Source organism: Streptomyces cyaneofuscatus (genome assembly GCF_033109485.1).
GTDB classification, from domain to species: domain Bacteria; phylum Actinomycetota; class Actinomycetes; order Streptomycetales; family Streptomycetaceae; genus Streptomyces; species Streptomyces cyaneofuscatus.
On sequence record NZ_CP137002.1, the window covers coordinates 4111308 to 4127471 of the forward strand.

General features: G+C 72.9%; 16 protein-coding genes. 9 read left to right on the forward strand and 7 right to left on the reverse strand.

Translation table 11 applies throughout. The annotated features are described in order from the left end of the window. Positions 1 to 18 precede the first annotated feature (18 nt). Genes R2B67_RS18190 through paaA form a run of 5 tightly spaced genes read right to left on the reverse strand, consistent with a single transcriptional unit; the run spans position 19 to position 3630 of the window. On the reverse strand, positions 19 to 1077 hold the full coding sequence (locus R2B67_RS18190) for a 2Fe-2S iron-sulfur cluster-binding protein (protein WP_317819525.1): 1059 nt from the start codon (positions 1075 to 1077) through the stop codon (positions 19 to 21). After that, entirely contained in the window at positions 1078 to 1575 is a 498-nt protein-coding gene (gene paaD / locus R2B67_RS18195; RefSeq protein WP_018513915.1) for a 1,2-phenylacetyl-CoA epoxidase subunit PaaD, read from the reverse strand. It lies immediately after the preceding gene. Beyond that, positions 1569 to 2285 (reverse strand): 1,2-phenylacetyl-CoA epoxidase subunit PaaC, encoded by a 717-nt coding sequence (paaC, locus tag R2B67_RS18200; RefSeq protein WP_317819529.1) that lies wholly within the window; start codon positions 2283 to 2285, stop codon positions 1569 to 1571. The genes paaD and paaC overlap by 7 nt, the downstream gene beginning before the upstream one ends. Continuing rightward, positions 2282 to 2572 carry a 1,2-phenylacetyl-CoA epoxidase subunit PaaB gene (paaB, locus tag R2B67_RS18205; protein WP_018513917.1) on the reverse strand — a complete coding sequence of 97 codons (291 nt, stop codon included), beginning with the start codon at positions 2570 to 2572 and terminating at the stop codon, positions 2282 to 2284. The genes paaC and paaB overlap by 4 nt, the downstream gene beginning before the upstream one ends. Then, positions 2569 to 3630 (reverse strand): 1,2-phenylacetyl-CoA epoxidase subunit PaaA, encoded by a 1062-nt coding sequence (paaA, locus tag R2B67_RS18210; RefSeq protein ID WP_018513918.1) that lies wholly within the window; start codon positions 3628 to 3630, stop codon positions 2569 to 2571. The genes paaB and paaA overlap by 4 nt, the downstream gene beginning before the upstream one ends. Before the next feature lie 115 nt (positions 3631 to 3745). Here paaA and R2B67_RS18215 point away from each other — a divergent pair, with 115 nt between their 5' ends. The 3 genes from R2B67_RS18215 to R2B67_RS18225 are packed head-to-tail and all read left to right on the forward strand — an operon-like array spanning position 3746 to position 6632. Then, positions 3746 to 4564: a DUF5819 family protein gene (locus tag R2B67_RS18215; RefSeq protein ID WP_317824898.1), complete on the forward strand. Its 819-nt coding sequence runs from the start codon at positions 3746 to 3748 to the stop codon at positions 4562 to 4564. After that, positions 4561 to 5925 (forward strand): HTTM domain-containing protein, encoded by a 1365-nt coding sequence (locus R2B67_RS18220; RefSeq protein ID WP_317819532.1) that lies wholly within the window; start codon positions 4561 to 4563, stop codon positions 5923 to 5925. Before R2B67_RS18215 ends, R2B67_RS18220 begins: the two co-directional genes overlap by 4 nt. After that, entirely contained in the window at positions 5922 to 6632 is a 711-nt protein-coding gene (locus tag R2B67_RS18225; RefSeq protein WP_317819533.1) for a TrmH family RNA methyltransferase, read from the forward strand. Before R2B67_RS18220 ends, R2B67_RS18225 begins: the two co-directional genes overlap by 4 nt. A 5-nt stretch (positions 6633 to 6637) precedes the next feature. On the opposite strand, the gene paaN is transcribed toward R2B67_RS18225, so the two are convergent. Beyond that, positions 6638 to 8338, reverse strand: coding sequence for a phenylacetic acid degradation protein PaaN (gene paaN, locus R2B67_RS18230; protein ID WP_317819535.1), 1701 nt, complete (start codon positions 8336 to 8338; stop codon positions 6638 to 6640). 156 nt (positions 8339 to 8494) lie between these two features. On the opposite strand from paaN, the gene R2B67_RS18235 reads away from it, so the two are divergent. Next, complete coding sequence (locus R2B67_RS18235) at positions 8495 to 9100, forward strand: TetR/AcrR family transcriptional regulator (RefSeq protein ID WP_317819536.1); 606 nt, start codon at positions 8495 to 8497, stop codon at positions 9098 to 9100. 34 nt (positions 9101 to 9134) lie between these two features. On the opposite strand, the gene R2B67_RS18240 is transcribed toward R2B67_RS18235, so the two are convergent. After that, the gene (locus R2B67_RS18240; protein WP_381074307.1) at positions 9135 to 9740 is read right to left on the reverse strand and encodes an Lrp/AsnC family transcriptional regulator; all 606 of its coding nucleotides are present in this window, start codon (positions 9738 to 9740) and stop codon (positions 9135 to 9137) included. 260 nt (positions 9741 to 10000) lie between these two features. Between R2B67_RS18240 and pdhA the strand changes: the two genes are divergently transcribed. The 5 genes from pdhA to R2B67_RS18265 all read left to right on the forward strand — a co-directional run bounded on the left by pdhA (position 10001) and on the right by R2B67_RS18265 (position 16157). After that, complete coding sequence (pdhA, locus tag R2B67_RS18245; protein ID WP_317819539.1) at positions 10001 to 11158, forward strand: pyruvate dehydrogenase (acetyl-transferring) E1 component subunit alpha; 1158 nt, start codon at positions 10001 to 10003, stop codon at positions 11156 to 11158. Further along, the gene (locus R2B67_RS18250; RefSeq protein ID WP_073875095.1) at positions 11155 to 12186 is read left to right on the forward strand and encodes an alpha-ketoacid dehydrogenase subunit beta; all 1032 of its coding nucleotides are present in this window, start codon (positions 11155 to 11157) and stop codon (positions 12184 to 12186) included. Before pdhA ends, R2B67_RS18250 begins: the two co-directional genes overlap by 4 nt. After that, on the forward strand, positions 12186 to 13628 hold the full coding sequence (locus tag R2B67_RS18255; protein ID WP_317819542.1) for a dihydrolipoamide acetyltransferase family protein: 1443 nt from the start codon (positions 12186 to 12188) through the stop codon (positions 13626 to 13628). Before R2B67_RS18250 ends, R2B67_RS18255 begins: the two co-directional genes overlap by 1 nt. 91 nt (positions 13629 to 13719) lie before the next feature. Further along, complete coding sequence (locus tag R2B67_RS18260; RefSeq protein ID WP_317819544.1) at positions 13720 to 14649, forward strand: NTP transferase domain-containing protein; 930 nt, start codon at positions 13720 to 13722, stop codon at positions 14647 to 14649. Beyond that, complete coding sequence (locus R2B67_RS18265) at positions 14646 to 16157, forward strand: molybdopterin molybdotransferase MoeA (protein ID WP_317819546.1); 1512 nt, start codon at positions 14646 to 14648, stop codon at positions 16155 to 16157. Before R2B67_RS18260 ends, R2B67_RS18265 begins: the two co-directional genes overlap by 4 nt. The last annotated feature ends 7 nt before the right edge of the window (positions 16158 to 16164 follow it).

The window sequence follows — 16164 nt, forward strand, 5'->3', positions numbered from 1 at the left end:
GCGAAGGCGGGAGCGTCGTCAGCGGTCGAAGTCCAGCTCCACCTCCGGGGTGAGCGGATGCGACTGGCAGGCCAGCACGAAGCCCGCGTCCGTCTCCTCCGGCTCCAGCGCGAAGTTCCGCTCCATCCGGACCTCTCCCGAGACCAGGAACGCCCGGCAGGTCCCGCACACCCCGCCCTTGCAGGCGTACGGCGCGTCCGAGCGGCTCCGCAGCACCGTCTCAAGCAGCGACTCCGTGTCCTGGACGGGCCAGCTGCCGGAACGGCCGTGCAGGGTGGCCGTCAGCGTGGCGTCGGAGGGGGCGGCGACCTTGACGACCGTGACATCGGACGGGCCGTCGTCGACATGGAAGATCTCCTGGTGGACCCGCGTCCGGTCGACGTCCAGCGCGCGCAGGGCCTTCTCCGTCCCCCGTACGAGACCAAGCGGCCCGCACAGGAACCAGCCGTCCACCTCCGCCACCGGAAGCACCGCCGGCAGCAGGGCCGTGAGCCGCTCGGTGTCCAGGCGGCCGGAGGGGAGCCCGGTCGACTGCTCCTCCCGGGAGAGGGCGGTGATCAGCTGGAAGCGGTCCGGATAGCGGTCCTTGAGGTCGGCCACCTCGTCCAGGAACATCGTGGAGGCCGCCGTGCGGTCGCTGCGGATCAGGCAGAACCGCGCCTTCTCCTCCCGCGCCAGGAGGGTGGCCGCCATCGACAGCACCGGCGTGATCCCGCTGCCGCCGACGACCGCCGCGAAGAGGCCCGGACGCGGCTCCAGCACGAAGCGGCCCATCGGAGGCATGGCCTCCACCTGGTCCCCGACGGACAGCTCCTTCAGGGCGTAGGTGGAGAACGCCCCGCCCTCGACCCCGCGGATGCCGACCCGGACCACCGGCTCGGCGGGCTGCTCGGTGGCCGGTGCGCAGATCGAGTACGAACGGCGGATCTCCTTGCCGCCCACGCTGTAGCGCACGTTGAGATGCTGGCCGGGGGCGTGGCGGAAGATCTCGCGGAGCTCGGCCGGCACGGCGAAGGTCACGGCCACCGCATCGTCCGTGATCCGTTCGATCGCGCTGACCCGGAGCGGATGGAACATCTACAACTCCTTGAAGTGGTCGAACGGTTCGCGGCAGGCGACGCAGCGGCGCAGGGCCTTGCACGCCGTGGAGGAGAACCGGCTGAGCAGCTCCGTCTCCGTGGAGCCGCAGTGCGGGCAGCGCACCGAGAGCGTCAGGGGCACCGGGCCGCCGTCGGCGCTGTGGGCACGCGGGGGCGCTATGCCGAACTCGGCGAGCTTGCGGCGGCCCTCGGCGCTGATGTCGTCGGTCGACCAGGCCGGTGCGAGCACCGTGACCACGGAGACCTCGGGCACACCGTTCTCGTGGAGCACCCGCTCGATGTCGGCGGACATGGCCTCGATCGCCGGGCAGCCGGTGTACGTCGGGGTGAGCCGCACCGTCACCCGGCCCGGGCCCTCCACGTCAACGCCGCGCAGGACGCCCAGCTCGGCCAGGGTCAGCACCGGCAGCTCGGGGTCCGGGACGGAACCGGCGAGGGTGCGCAGCTCCGCCTCCAGCGGGGTGTCGGTCACCATGACGCCCCCGGGTGGCTGCGGTGCAGGTGCTGCATCTCGGCGAGCATCCGGCCGAACGGCTCGGTGTGCAGGCCCTGCCGCCCCGCACCCGCCGCCCAGGCCCCGGTGCGCGGCCCGGTCGGCAGCGTCAGCGTGGCCCGCTCCACGGTGGAGGTGACGGCCGAGAGCCAGGCGCTCTCCAGCTCCTCGGGGTCGACGCCGGAGCCGGTGGCGTCCAGCCCTTCGACCGGCTGGAACATCTCGCCGGTGAAGCGCCAGAGCGCCTCCAGGCCGGCCTGCATCCGCTCATGGCTCTCGGCGGTGCCGTCACCGAGCCGCAGGGTCCACTGCTCGGCGTGGTCGCGGTGGTAGGCGACCTCCTTGACGGCCTTCGCCGCGAGGTCCGCGAACTCACCGCCGCCGGCCGCCAGCCGCTCGTACAGCAGGTGCTGGTAGACCGAGAAGTAGAGCTGGCGGGCGATGGTGTGGGCGAAGTCCCCGTTGGGCTGCTCGACCAGCTGGAGGTTGCGGAAGGCCCGCTCTTCGCGGAGGTAGGCCAGCTCGTCCTCGTCACCGACGAGGGAGAGCAGCACCCGTGCCTGCCCCAGCAGGTCCAGGGCGATGTTGGCGAGCGCCACCTCCTCCTCCAGGACGGGGGCGTGGCCCGCCCACTCCCCCAGCCGGTGCGAGAGCACCAGCGCGTCGTCGCCGAGGGCGAGGGCAGCGCTCACAGGTGCTTCACCCCGTCCGGGATCTCGTAGAAGGTCGGGTGGCGGTAGGGCTTGTCGCCGGCCGGCTCGAAGAACGAGTCCTTCTCGTCGGGCGAGGAAGCGGTGATCTCGGTGGAGGGGACGACCCAGATGGAGACGCCTTCGGAGCGCCGGGTGTAGAGATCGCGCGCGTTGCGCAGGGCCATCTCGGCGTCGGGCGCGTGGAGGCTGCCCGCGTGGGTGTGGGAGAGCCCGCGCCGCGAGCGCACGAACACCTCCCACAGCGGCCAGTCGGTCGAGCTGCTCATGCCGTCTCCTCCACGTGCTGTGCGGGCTGTGCTGTCCGGATGGACGGGGTGGTGTGCTTGGCGGCGTACGCGGCGGCCGCGTCCCGGACCCAGGCGCCCTCTTCGTGGGCCCTGCGCCGCTGGGTGATCCGCTGCTCGTTGCACGGGCCGTTGCCCTTGAGGACCTCGTGGAACTCCGTCCAGTCGATCGCGCCGAAGTCGTGCTGGCCGCGCTCCTCGTTCCACCGGATGTCCGGGTCCGGCAGGGTCAGCCCCAGCGCCTGCGCCTGCGGCACGCAGATGTCAACGAAGCGCTGCCGCAGCTCGTCGTTGGAGTGCCGCTTGATCTTCCAGGCCATCGACTGCTCGGAGTGGGACGAGGCGTCGTCGGGCGGGCCGAACATCATCAGGGAGGGCCACCACCAGCGGTCCACCGCGTCCTGGGCCATCGCGTGCTGGGCCTCGGTGCCGCGGCTGAGGGCGAGCAGCAGCTCGTACCCCTGGCGCTGGTGGAAGGACTCCTCCTTGCAGATGCGGACCATCGCGCGGGCGTAGGGGCCGTAGGAGCAGCGGCAGAGCGGCACCTGGTTGGTGATGGCCGCGCCGTCCACCAGCCAGCCGATCGCGCCGACGTCGGCCCAGGTCAGGGTCGGGTAGTTGAAGATCGACGAATAGCGCTGGCGGCCGGCGTGGAGCTTGTCGAGCAGCTCCTCGCGGCTGGTGCCCAGCGTCTCGGCCGCGCTGTAGAGATACAGGCCGTGGCCTGCCTCGTCCTGGACCTTGGCCATCAGGATCGCCTTGCGGCGCAGAGAGGGCGCGCGGGTGATCCAGTTGGCCTCGGGCTGCATGCCGATGATTTCCGAGTGGGCGTGCTGGGCCATCTGGCGGACCAGCGTGGCGCGATACGCCTCGGGCATCCAGTCGCGCGGCTCGATGCGGTCGTCGGCCGCGACGGCCGCGTCGAAGACCGCGAGGCGTGCCGCGTCCGCCGCGTCGGGGGCTGTGCCTGCGGCCTGCCCTGCCGCTTTTGCCGTGCCTGAGGTGCTCTGCGTCTTCTGGTCCGCAGTCACTGCCGCCATCCCGGGCTCCCTACCGACCGATCGTTCGGTTCATTGACTTCAATGGTCGGTCGGAGGCCCGTAGGGTGTCAACCCTGTGGATAACCGAGTGGTGATCGATCGTGAGCGGGGCGGGATGGATGCGGACCACGACGGGAGCTCCGGGCGCGGGGATTCCGGCAGCGTGCACGAGGACGTCCGGCCGCAGGCCGTGAGCCCCGGCCCCGCCGGACCGGATGCTCCGGCACCCGAAGCGGAGGCTCCGGAGGCCGCCCCGGATCGCCCCGGGGCCGGCGTCGGCATAGCCGGCCTCTCGTTCGGCTACCAGGTCGTCGCCGCCCTGGCCCTCTCTCTCATCGGGCTCCTGGCCTGCGCACAGGTGGCCATGGTCTTCCTGCACGTCGCCCCGTCCAACACGCTGACCAAGCAGCACGGCAAGACGGTCGACGACTGGATCTACCCCGAGTTCGAACAGAACTGGAAGCTCTTCGCCCCCAACCCGCTCCAGCAGAACATCGCCGTCCACGTCCGGGCCGAGGTGGCCGGGGCCGACGGGCGCCGCACCACCGACTGGATCAACCTGACCGACGGGGACGCCGACGCGATACGCGGCAACCTCTTCCCCAGCCATGTGAACCAGAACGAGCTCCGCCGGGGCTGGGACTTCTACGTGAACTCGCACGACGACCGGAACAAGCCCAACGGGCTCCGCGGCGACCTCTCCGAGCGCTACATCCGGCGCATCGCGATGCTGCGGCTGGACGGGGTCGACCTGGGCGGCACGGTCGAACGGATCCAGATGCGGTCGGCGAGCAGCCTGATCACCCCGCCCTCGTGGTCCACCGAGAAGGCCGACACCCGCCCCACCTACCGCGAACTCCCCTGGTGGCCCGTGAACCCCGACGACCTGCCCGCACCGCGTGACGCGGCGCGCGCCGAGGAGGGGGACAAGTGACCACCACCCCGCCCACCCCACCGGTGACGGGCCGGCCCGCACCCGGTCCGGGCCCCGGCGCCCCGGCCTCCGGAGCACAGGACCGGATCGCCGCCGCCGGGACCGCTCTGGCCCGCGCCATCCAGCGCGTCACCGCATCGGCCCTCGGCCCGTACCAGAGCGCCGTCATCCGGATCGGCTTCGCCGCCACCTACCTGTTCTTCCTGGTGCGCGAGCTGCCGCACCGCCATGAGCTGTACGGCCCCGACAGCCCGTGGCACTGGGACCTGGCCCGGCAGCTCACGGCCGGGAACGAGGCCTTCTCCGTCCTCCTCTGGTCGGACAGCGTGCTCTGGTTCGAGGTGGTGTACGCGCTCACCATCCTGTCCGCCGCCGGTCTGCTGCTGGGCTGGCGCACCCGGACCATGTCGGTCCTCTTCATGGTCGGCGTGCTCTCCGTACAGAACCGCAGCGTCTTCATGGGCGACGGCGGCGACAACGTCATCCACCTGATGGCGATCTACCTGGTGTTCACGCGCTGCGCCCAGGTCTGGTCGCTGGACGCCCGCCGCGCCGCCCGCGACGCGGAGCGCGACGCGATGGGCCTGCCGTCCCGGCGGGACGCCGTGGGTCCGGTGCTCTGGGCGGTCCTCGGCCCGGTCCTGCTGGGGGCCACCCTGATGGACGGCCTCGGCGGGACCTGGTGGCTTCCGGTGCTGCTGTGGATCCTCTGGCTCTCCGCCGCCGCCTGGTGGGCCGCGAACCGCTTCGCGCCCGGCGGGCAGCCGCGCGTGCTGCTCGATGTGCTGGCCAACCTCGCCCACAACGCGACGCTTCTCGTGATCATGGTCGAGGTCTGCCTGATCTACGCGACCGCCGGCTGGTACAAGATCCAGGGCTCCCGCTGGCAGGACGGCACCGCGCTCTACTACCCGCTCAAGCTCGACTACTTCGCCCCCTGGCCCGCCCTCTCGGACGTGCTCGCCTCCAGCGGGCTGATGGTGATGGTGCTGACGTACGCGACGGTCATCGTCCAGGTCGCGTTCCCGTTCACCCTGTTCAACCGGCGGCTCAAGAACGTCCTGCTGGTCATCATGATCGGCGAGCACGCCGGGATCGCCCTGCTGCTCGGGCTGCCGTTCTTCTCGATGGCGATGATCGCGGCCGACGCGGTGTTCCTGCCGACGGTCTTCCTCGTCTGGCTGGGCGGTCGGACCGCGCTCGGCCGGCGGCTGCTCGGGTGGCTGCCAGGGCGGTCGCGCTCTCCTGAGGCCGGCGGCCCGCAGGAGGTGCCCACCGCGCGCCCGGCGCCGGAGGAACGCGACGGTACGGGGGAGGCCCCGCCGCACGGCACCGGCGGGGGCCATACGCTCGTCGGGTGAGCAGCGAGACCGGCAGCACCGGCAGTACCCCAGAGCCCGCCCCCGTGGACCCCGTCCCGGCGGAGCCCGTCCAGTACGACGACGGCTACGGGCAGGAGATCGGCGTCGGGCCGCACCCGCTGCCGTGGCCGGAGGGTGAGCGGTACGACCCCGAGCTGCTGGCCCACGGCGACCGGCGCAACGTCGGTGACGGCTACCGCTACTGGACGCGGGAGGCGATCGTCGCCGATCTCGACCTGCGGCGCCACGACTTCCATGTGGCCGTGGAGAACTGGGCCCACGACTTCAACATCGGCTCGGTCGTGCGGACCGCCAACGCCTTCCTGGCGAAGGAGATCCACATCGTGGGCCGACGTCGCTGGAACCGGCGCGGCGCCATGGTCACCGACCGCTACCAGCATGTGCGCCACCACCCGGACACGGCGGACCTGACCGCGTGGGCGGCGGCCGAGGGGCTGCCGATCATCGGGATCGACAACCTCCCCGGCGCCGTACCGCTGGAGCGGACCGAGCTGCCGCGCCGGTGTGTGCTGCTGTTCGGGCAGGAGGGTCCTGGCCTCACCGAGGAGGCGCGTAAACACGCCTCGATGGTGTGCTCGATCGCCCAGTTCGGCTCGACCCGGTCCATCAACGCGGGGGCCGCGGCGGCGATCGCGATGCACGCGTGGGTGCAGCGCTACGCCGATGTCCCCGACCCCCGCCGGTAAGACACCTACGCCTGGCGGCGGACCTCGACCACGCGGAAGCGGTTGGCGACGAAGGCCGCGTCGCACAGGGCCGCGTTGGCCGCCGGGTTGCCGCCCGAGCCGTGGAAGTCGGAGAAGGCCGCCGTCTGGTTGACGTAGACCCCGCCGGTCAGGTTCAGCGAGAGCTGGGCCGACTCGTCCAGGCAGACGTCCTCGATGGCCCGCTCCACCTCGGCGGAGGTGGTGTAGGCGCCGACGGTCATCGCGCCCTTCTCGCGGATCGTGCGGCGCAGCAGCTCCAGGGCGGCGTCCGTCGACTCGACCGCCACGGCGAAGGAGACCGGGCCGAAGCACTCCGAGAGGTACGCCGCGTCCTCGTCGGTCTTCGTCCCGTCGAGCTTCACGACGACCGGCGTACGGACGACGGCGTCGGGGAATTCGGCGTTGGCGACCGTACGCGAGGGGAGAGCCACCTCGCCCAGCTCACCGGCCGCCTCCACCCGGGCCTTGACGTCCGGGTTGACCAGCGCGCCCAGCAGGGCGGAGGCGCGGGCGTCGTCGCCGAGGAGTCCGGTGACGGCCGCCGCGATGTCGGTGACCACCTCGTCGTACGACTTGGCGCCGTCGTCCGTGGTGATGCCGTCCCGGGGGATCAGCAGGTTCTGCGGGGTGGTGCACATCTGGCCGCTGTAGAGCGAGAGGGAGAACGCCAGGTTGGCGAGCATGCCCCGGTAGTCGTCGGTGGAGTCGACGACGATCGTGTTGACGCCGGCCTTCTCCGTGTAGACCTGCGCCTGACGGGCGTTGGCCTCCAGCCAGTCGCCGAAGGCGGTGGAGCCCGTGTAGTCGATGATGCGGATCTCGGGGCGGACCGCGAGGGTCTTGGCGATGCCCTCGCCCGGCCGCTCGGCGGCGAGCGCGACCAGGTTGGCGTCGAAGCCCGCCTCGGTGAGCACCTCACGGGCGATTTTGACGGTGAGCGCGAGGGGCAGTACGGCCCTGGGGTGCGGCTTCACCAGCACAGGGTTGCCCGTGGCGAGCGAGGCGAACAGGCCCGGATAGCCGTTCCACGTGGGGAAGGTGTTGCAGCCGATGACCAGCGCGATCCCGCGGCCGGTCGTGGTGAACGACTTGGTCAGCTTCAGCGGATCGCGCTTGCCCTGCGGCTTGGACCAGTCCGCCGTCTCCGGCGTGCGGACCTGCTCCTGATAGGCGTACGCGACGGCTTCCAGACCACGGTCCTGCGCGTGCGGGCCGCCCGCCTGGAACGCCATCATGAAGGCCTGGCCGCTGGTGTGCATCACGGCGTGGGCCAGCTCGTGGGTGCGGGCGCTGATCCGCGCCAGGATCTCCAGACAGACCAGGGCCCGGGTCTCGGGACCCGCCGCGCGCCACGCGGCCGTACCGGCCTTCATCGCCGGGAGCAGGACGTCCAGGTCGGCGTGCGGATACTCGACGCCGAGCTCCGGGCCGTACGGGGAGGTCTCCCCGCCCGTCCAGCCGTCGGTGCCCGGCTGGCCGAGGTCGAGCCGGGTGTTCAGCACCGCGTCGAACGCGGCCTTGCCCTCGGCCGCCCCGAGACTGCCCGGGGCGCCGCCCTCGCCGTACGCCTTCGGGTGCTCGGGGTGCGGGGACCAGTACGCGCGCGTACCGATCGTGTCGAGGGCCTGGTCGAGCGTGGGCCGGTGGGTCTCGGACAGCTGCTGGGGGGTGAGCGCGGCGGCCATGGCGGACCAACTCCTCATCGAGCCGGGCGGGGACGTACGGACGGAGTTAGAGTAACCGAACGATCGGTCGGGACAAGGGGCCTCGGCGAACCTGTGGATAACTTCAGTGGTCCCCGCCTGCGCGGGGCAGGCCCCTCATGGGGGAGGATCGCGGACATGACCACGGCCAAGCGGGACACGTACACCCCGGAGACGCTGCTCACCGTCGCTGTTCGTGTCTTCAACGAGCGCGGTTACGACGGCACCTCCATGGAGCATCTCTCCAGGGCGGCGGGCATCTCCAAGTCCTCCATCTACCACCATGTGGCGGGCAAGGAGGAGCTGCTGCGCCGAGCCGTGAGCCGGGCGCTCGACGGGCTCTTCGCCATCCTGGAGGAGCCGGGGGCGGTGCGCGGGCGCGCGATCGAGCGGGTCGAATACGTCACGCGCCGGACCGTGGAAGTGCTGATGGCGGAGGTTCCGTACGTCACGCTGCTGCTGCGGGTGCGCGGCAACACCAAGACCGAGCGCTGGGCGCTGGAGCGGCGGCGCGAGTTCGACCACCGGGTGGCGGAGTTGCTGAAGGCCGCGGTGGCCGACGGGGATCTCCGGGCCGATGTGGACATACGGCTGGCCACCCGGCTGCTCTTCGGCATGGTCAACTCGCTGGTCGAGTGGTACCGGCCGCAGCCGGGCGGCTTCCCGGGCGAGGAACAGCTCGCCGACACCGTCGTCCAGCTCGCCTTCGAGGGGATGCGGGCGACCGGCGGCCGTAACGGCTGATTCCGGCCCCCGTCAGGCCGGCTCGGCCGGGCGGTCAGGCCAGCTCGGCCGGGCGGTCCGGGCGGGGGCCGAGGTCCGTCTCCTCGAAGACCAGCAGCGTGCGTGTCGACAACACCTCGGGGATCGACTGGATCCGGGTGAGGACCAGCTCGCGCAGCGCCCGGTTGTCCGGCGTGTGCACCAGCAGCAGGACGTCGAAGTCGCCGCTGACCAGCGCGATGTGCGTGGCCCCGGGCAGCGCCTGGAGCTGCTCGCGCACGGTGCGCCAGGAGTTCTGCACGATCTTGAGCGTGATGTACGCCGAGGCGCCCTGCCCGGCCCGCTCATGGTCGACCCGCGCCCCGAAACCGCGGATCACGCCGTCCTCGACCAGCCGGTTGATCCGGGCGTAGGCGTTGGCGCGCGAGACATGGACCCGCTCGGCCACCGAGCGTATGGAGGCGCGGCCGTCCGTCTGGAGGATGCGCAGGATGTCGCGGTCGATGGCGTCCAGGGGGCGCGCGGGCGGGGGCGTGGGGGACGCCGGGCCCGATGGCGGGGGCGGTGCCGAGGGCGTGGCGGCCGGGGCCGTCGAGGGCGTCGCCGGGGGCGCGGTCGGGCCGGGGTCCTCGCCTCTGTCGGCCATTTGTTCAGCTGCCATCTGCCCGCGCCTCCCTGTTGTGGACGACCTGCCTCTATCCCAGGCTGTGGAGAACCGTTTGTCCACAGGCTGAAGGTGCCTGTAGCCAAAATGCCCTCGCGACCGAACAATCGGTAGGTAAGGCACACCACAGCTGGTGCTTCGCCTGCTCCGCGACATCCTCGCGACATCTCTTGCCATCACCACCCATATCGACACCCTCGATCTCTCGATCTCCCGATCGCCACCCTGATCTCCATCGATGCCTGGAGGTGCTTTCCATGACGGTCCAAGAGCTGCCCGGCGCGGCCACCTACCGGCCCACGCCGCCCCCGGCCTGGAAGCCGATCACCGACCCCGCCCCGCTGCTCCCGGACCCGGAGCCCTACCGGGTGCTCGGTACGGACGCGGTCGCCGACGTCGATCCCGAGCTGCTGCTCCGCCTCCACGCCGAGCTGGTGCGCGGCCGCCGGTACAACACGCAGGCCACCGCGCTGACCAAGCAGGGCCGGCTGGCCGTCTACCCCTCCAGCACCGGCCAGGAGGCGTGCGAGATCGCCGCCGCCCTGGTGCTGGAGGAGCGGGACTGGCTCTTCCCCAGCTACCGGGACACGCTGGCTGCCGTGGCGCGCGGGCTCGACCCGGTCGAGGCGCTGACCCTGCTGCGCGGCGACCGGCACACCGGCTACGACCCGCGTGTCCACCGCATCGCCCCGCTCTGCACCCCGCTCGCCACGCAGCTGCCGCACGCGGTGGGCCTGGCGCACGCCGCCCGCCTCAAGGGCGACGACGTCGTGGCGCTCGCCATGGTCGGTGACGGCGGCACCAGCGAGGGCGACTTCCACGAGGCGCTGAACTTCGCGGCCGTCTGGAAGGCCCCGGTGGTCTTCCTCGTGCAGAACAACGCCTTCGCCATCTCCGTGCCGCTGGCCAAGCAGACCGCCGCCCCCTCCCTCGCGCACAAGGCCGTGGGGTACGGAATGCCGGGCCGCCTGGTCGACGGCAACGACGCGGCCGCCGTGCACCAGGTGCTCAGCGAGGCCGTGGCCCGGGCCCGGCGGGGCGGCGGGCCGACGCTGATCGAGGCCGTCACCTACCGCATGGAAGCCCACACCAACGCCGACGACGCCACCCGCTACCGGGTGGACAGCGAGGTCGAGGCCTGGCGGGCGCACGACCCGGTGCAGCTCCTGGAGCGCGAGCTGACCGGCCGCGGGCTCTTGGACGACGAGGGCATCGCGGCGGCGAAGGAAGCGGCCGAACGCATGGCCGCCACGCTGCGCGACCGGATGAACGCAGACCCGGAGCTGGCGCCGATGGACCTCTTCACCCACGTCTACGCCGAGCAGACCAGCCAGCTCCGCGAGCAGGCGGCCGCCCTGCGGGCCGAGCTGGACGCCGAGCAGGACCACGAGCACAGCGCGGAGGAAAGCCGATGACCACCGCGGCGACGAAAGCCGGCGGACGTACGGCGAAGGCGAAACCGGCCACCATGGCGCAGGCCCTCGGACGGGCGCTGCGCGACTCGATGGCCGAGGACCCGACCGTGCACGTGCTCGGCGAGGACGTCGGCACCCTGGGCGGGGTCTTCCGGATCACCGACGGGCTGGCCAAGGAGTTCGGCGACGACCGGTGCACCGACACCCCGCTGGCCGAGGCGGGCATCCTCGGAGCGGCGGTCGGCATGGCGATGTACGGGCTGCGGCCCGTGGTGGAGATGCAGTTCGACGCGTTCGCCTACCCGGCGTTCGAGCAGCTGATGAGCCATGTCGCCAAGATGCGCAACCGCACCGGGGGAGCCATGCCGCTCCCCATCACCGTGCGCGTTCCGTACGGCGGTGGCATCGGCGGCGTCGAGCACCACAGCGACTCCTCCGAGGCGTACTACATGGCCACCCCCGGCCTCCACGTCGTCACCCCGGCCACGGTGGACGACGCCTACGGTCTGCTGCGCGCCTCCATCGCCTCGGACGACCCCGTGGTCTTCCTGGAGCCCAAGCGGCTCTACTGGTCCAAGGCCGACTGGTCGCCGGAGGCCCCGGCCGCCGTCGAGCCGATCGGCAAGGCCGTGGTCCGGCGGACCGGGCGCAGCGCCACGCTGATCACGTACGGGCCGTCCCTGCCGGTCTGCATGGAGGCCGCCGAGGCGGCGGTCGCGGAGGGCTGGGACCTCGAAGTCGTCGACCTGCGCTCGCTGGTGCCGTTCGACGACGAGACGGTCGCCGCCTCGGTGCGGCGCACCGGCCGTGCGGTCGTCGTCCACGAGTCCCCCGGTTTCGGGGGCCCCGGCGGCGAGATCGCGGCCCGGATCACCGAGCGGTGCTTCCACCACCTGGAGGCCCCGGTGCTGCGGGTGGCCGGCTTCGACATCCCGTACCCGCCGCCCATGCTGGAGCGGCACCATCTGCCGGGAGTGGACCGGGTGCTCGACGCGGTGGCCCGGTTGCAGTGGGAGGCGGACAGCTGATGGCCCAGGTCCTCGAATTCAAGCTGCCGGACCTCGGCGAGGGGCTGACCGAGGCGGAGATCGTGCGCTGGCTGGTGGAGGTCGGCGATGTCGTCGCCATCGACCAGCCCGTCGTCGAGGTCGAGACGGCCAAGGCGATGGTGGAGGTCCCCTGCCCCTACGGGGGTGTGGTGACCGCGCGGTTCGGCGAGGAGGGTTCCGAACTCCCGGTCGGCGCACCGCTGCTGACGGTCGCGGTCGGCGCGACGGACGCCTCTTCCGCTGCCCCGGGGGACGACGGGACCGCCGCCGAGGAGCCTTCCGGCGGGTCCGGCTCCGGCTCCGGGAACGTGCTCGTGGGGTACGGGACCGGTGCGCCGGCCGCCCGGCGCCGGCGCATCCGGCCGGAGCGGAACACCGCCCCCGCCGCTCCTGCCGCTCCTGCTGCTCCCGCTGCGGTTTCCGCCCCCAGCCGCCCCGCGCCGGTCGCGGTCGCGATCGGTGAGGTGAACGGCCGGCAGGGGCCCGTGGCCGTGGTCTCCCCGCTCGTACGCCGGCTGGCCCGGCAGCACGAGATCGACCTGCGGGGGCTGACGGGATCGGGACCCGACGGGCTGATCCTGCGGGCCGACGTGGATTCCGCGATCCGGCAGGCGGGACAGGCCACGGAGGCGGCGACGCGTACAGCTGCCGAACCCGTCGTGGCGGAGGCGTCCACGGCCGTCGCGAGCCCGTCCGCCGCAGGCGCGGCCACCCCGGCGACCGCCGAGCGGATTCCGCTGCGCGGGGTGCGCGGAGCGGTCGCGGACAAGCTGTCGCGCAGCCGGAGCGAGATCCCGGACGCCACCTGCTGGGTGGACGCGGACGCCACCGAGCTGATGGCCGCCCGCGCCGCGATGAATGCCGCGTCGGGCCCGTCCGGCGGGCCCAAGGTGTCGGTGCTGGCCCTGCTGGCGAGGATCTGCACGGCAGCGCTGGCCCGCTATCCGGAGCTCAACTCCACCGTGGACACGGCCGCGCGGGAGATCGTGCGCCTGCCCGGCGTGCACCTCGGCTTCGCGGCGCAGACCGAGCGGGGCCTCGTCGTCCCCGTCGTCCGGGACGCGCACACCCGCAACGCCGAGTCGATCGGGGCCGAGATCGCCCGGCTGACCGAGCTGGCGCGGACCGGGAAGCTCAGCCCCGCCCAGCTGACCGGCGGCACGTTCACACTGAACAACTACGGTGTGTTCGGGGTCGACGGCTCGACGCCGATCATCAACCACCCCGAAGCGGCGATGCTCGGCGTCGGCCGGATCATGCCCAAGCCCTGGGTGCACCAGGGTGAGCTGGCCGTCCGTCAGGTCGTCCAGCTCTCCCTCACCTTCGACCACCGGGTGTGCGACGGCGGAACAGCCGGGGGATTCCTCCGGTACGTGGCCGACTGCGTGGAGCAGCCCGCGGTGCTGCTGCGCACCCTGTAGGCCTGCTGTTACGCGGACGCCTCCTCCGGCCCCGGTCTTGTCGGCCACCCCGGAGGGGGCGTCGGCGTCAGGTGGTGCCCATACTCGACGTATGACCGCCTACGACGTGATCGTCCTGGCCGGCGGGGCCGCGAAGCGGCTCGGCGGCGCCGACAAGCCGGCTGTCCGGGTCGGCGGCCGCGCGCTGCTCGACCGGGTGCTGGCGGCCTGCCCCGGCGCGGGCGCCACCGTCGTGGTGGGCGGCCGCAGGCCCACCTCCCGACCGGTCACCTGGACCCGCGAAGTCCCCGAGGGCGGCGGTCCGTTGGCGGCACTCGGCGCGGGGGTGCGGCTGACGACGGCGGAGCGGGTGCTCGTCCTCTCCGCCGACCTGCCGTTCCTGGGTCCCGCCACGGTCGAGGCGCTGCTCGCCGCCGCCGGTGAGGACGGCCGGGACGGCGCGCTCTGCACCGACCCCGACGGCCGTGACCAGCCGCTCGTCGCCGTCTACCGGGGCGAGCCGCTCCGTCGCGAGCTGGCCCTGATCGCCACCGAGCACGGCGGCCTGGCCGGGCTGCCGCTCCGGCTGCTGACCGGGGAGCTGGATCTCGCCCGGGTCGATGCCGGGCCGTACGCCGCGTTCGACTGCGACACTTGGGACGACATCGCCGCCGCTCGCGCCCGGATCAGGGAGCATGGGGCCGTGCTGGACGAATGGATCACCTCGGTCAAGAACGAACTGGGAATCGAACTCGACGTCGACACCGACGTCCTGCTCGACCTCGCCCGCGACGCCGCGCACGGGGTCGCGCGGCCCGCCGCACCGCTCACGACCTTCCTGGTCGGGTACGCGGCGGCCCGGGCGAGCGCCGGCGCGGGGCCGGAGGAAGCCGCGGCGGCGGTCGCCGAGGCCTCCCGCAAGGCCACCGCGCTCGCCCTGCGCTGGGAGGCGGAGGCGGAGGCGGAGGCCGAGGGCGCGGGCGCGGGCTCGGTGAAGGGGGCCCGGCCGGAGGCGAGCGGCGAATCGGCCGGAACACCATGACCGGCGACGACGCCGAAGAGCTGGCCGTCGAACAGGCCCTGGCGCTGGTCGGCGGCCGGAACCAGACGCGCGGCCGAGCCGACGATCAGGCGCGTGACCGAGCCAATGACCAGGCGCGTCACCGAGCTGACGATCGGACGGGCGATCAGGCAGGCGGTCGGACGGGTGATCAGACGGGCAGTCAGGCAGGCGATCAGATGCCGCACAACCAGAACCCCGGTGAGCCCGCCGACCCGCACCCCGCCCCGTATACGACACCCTCCCCCGCCCCCGCCCTCCCCTGGGACCGTGCGCGGGCCGTAGCCGCGCGGGCCGGGCGGGGCGGGCCGCTCGCGGTGGTCCGGCTGCCGCTCGACCGTGCCCTGGGCCATGTGCTCGCCGAGCCCCTCGCCGCCCTCACCGACCTGCCGTCCTTCGACACCTCGGCCATGGACGGCTGGGCCGTCGCCGGGCCAGGCCCCTGGACGTACGAGGAGGGCGTGAGCCTGCTCGCGGGGGTCGGGGAGAGCCCCGCCGCCGACCGCCTGCCCGACGGCACCGCCGTACGCATCGCCACCGGAGCCCGTACCCCCGCCGACACCACCGCGGTCATCCGCAGCGAGCACGCCCACGTCGACGAGGCCAGGGGCCTGCTCTCCACCCGGCGGCCCGTCGTCACCGGCCAGGACATCCGCCCCCGGGGCCAGGAGTGCCGCTCGGGCGACGAGTTGGTGCCGGCCGGCACGGTGGTCACCCCGGCGGTGCTCGGGCTCGCCGCCGCCGCCGGGTACGACGCCCTGCCCGCAGTCCCCCGCCCCCGCGTCGACGTCCTCGTCCTCGGTGACGAACTCCTCGCCGCGGGCCTCCCGCACGACGGCCTGATCCGCGACGCCCTCGGCCCCATGCTCGGCCCCTGGCTGCGGGCCCTGGGCGCCGAGGTCTCCGGCCCCCGCCGCCTCGGGGACGACGCCGAGGCCCTGCGTGAGGCCCTCACCTCCTCCGACGCCGACCTGATCGTCACCACCGGCGGGACCGCCTCGGGCCCGGTCGACCATGTGCACCCGGTCCTGGCCGCCCTCGGGGCCGAGCTGCTCGTGGACGGCGTCACCGTGCGCCCCGGCCACCCCATGCTGCTGGCGCGGTTCGCCCCGGACGGGCCGCACCTGGTCGGGCTGCCCGGCAATCCGCTCGCGGCCGTATCGGGGCTCCTGACCCTCGCCGAACCGCTCCTCGCGGGGCTCGCGGGCCGTCCGGCGCAGGACGCGTACCGGGCGCTCGTCCACGCCGATGTGCCCGGCCATCCGCACGACACCCGCCTCGTTCCCGTGGTCCACCGCGCGGGCCGGGCGGGCGGCCGGGACCATGTGGCGCCCCTGCGGTACAACGGTCCCGCCATGCTGCGCGGGATCGCCGGGGCGGACGGGCTGGCAGTGGTGCCCGCCGGCGGGGTACGGTCCGGCACCGAGGTGGAGATTCTGGATCTCCCATGGGCCCCGGCGACGCCGTGGACGGAAGGGTGTTTCACGTGAAACTGCC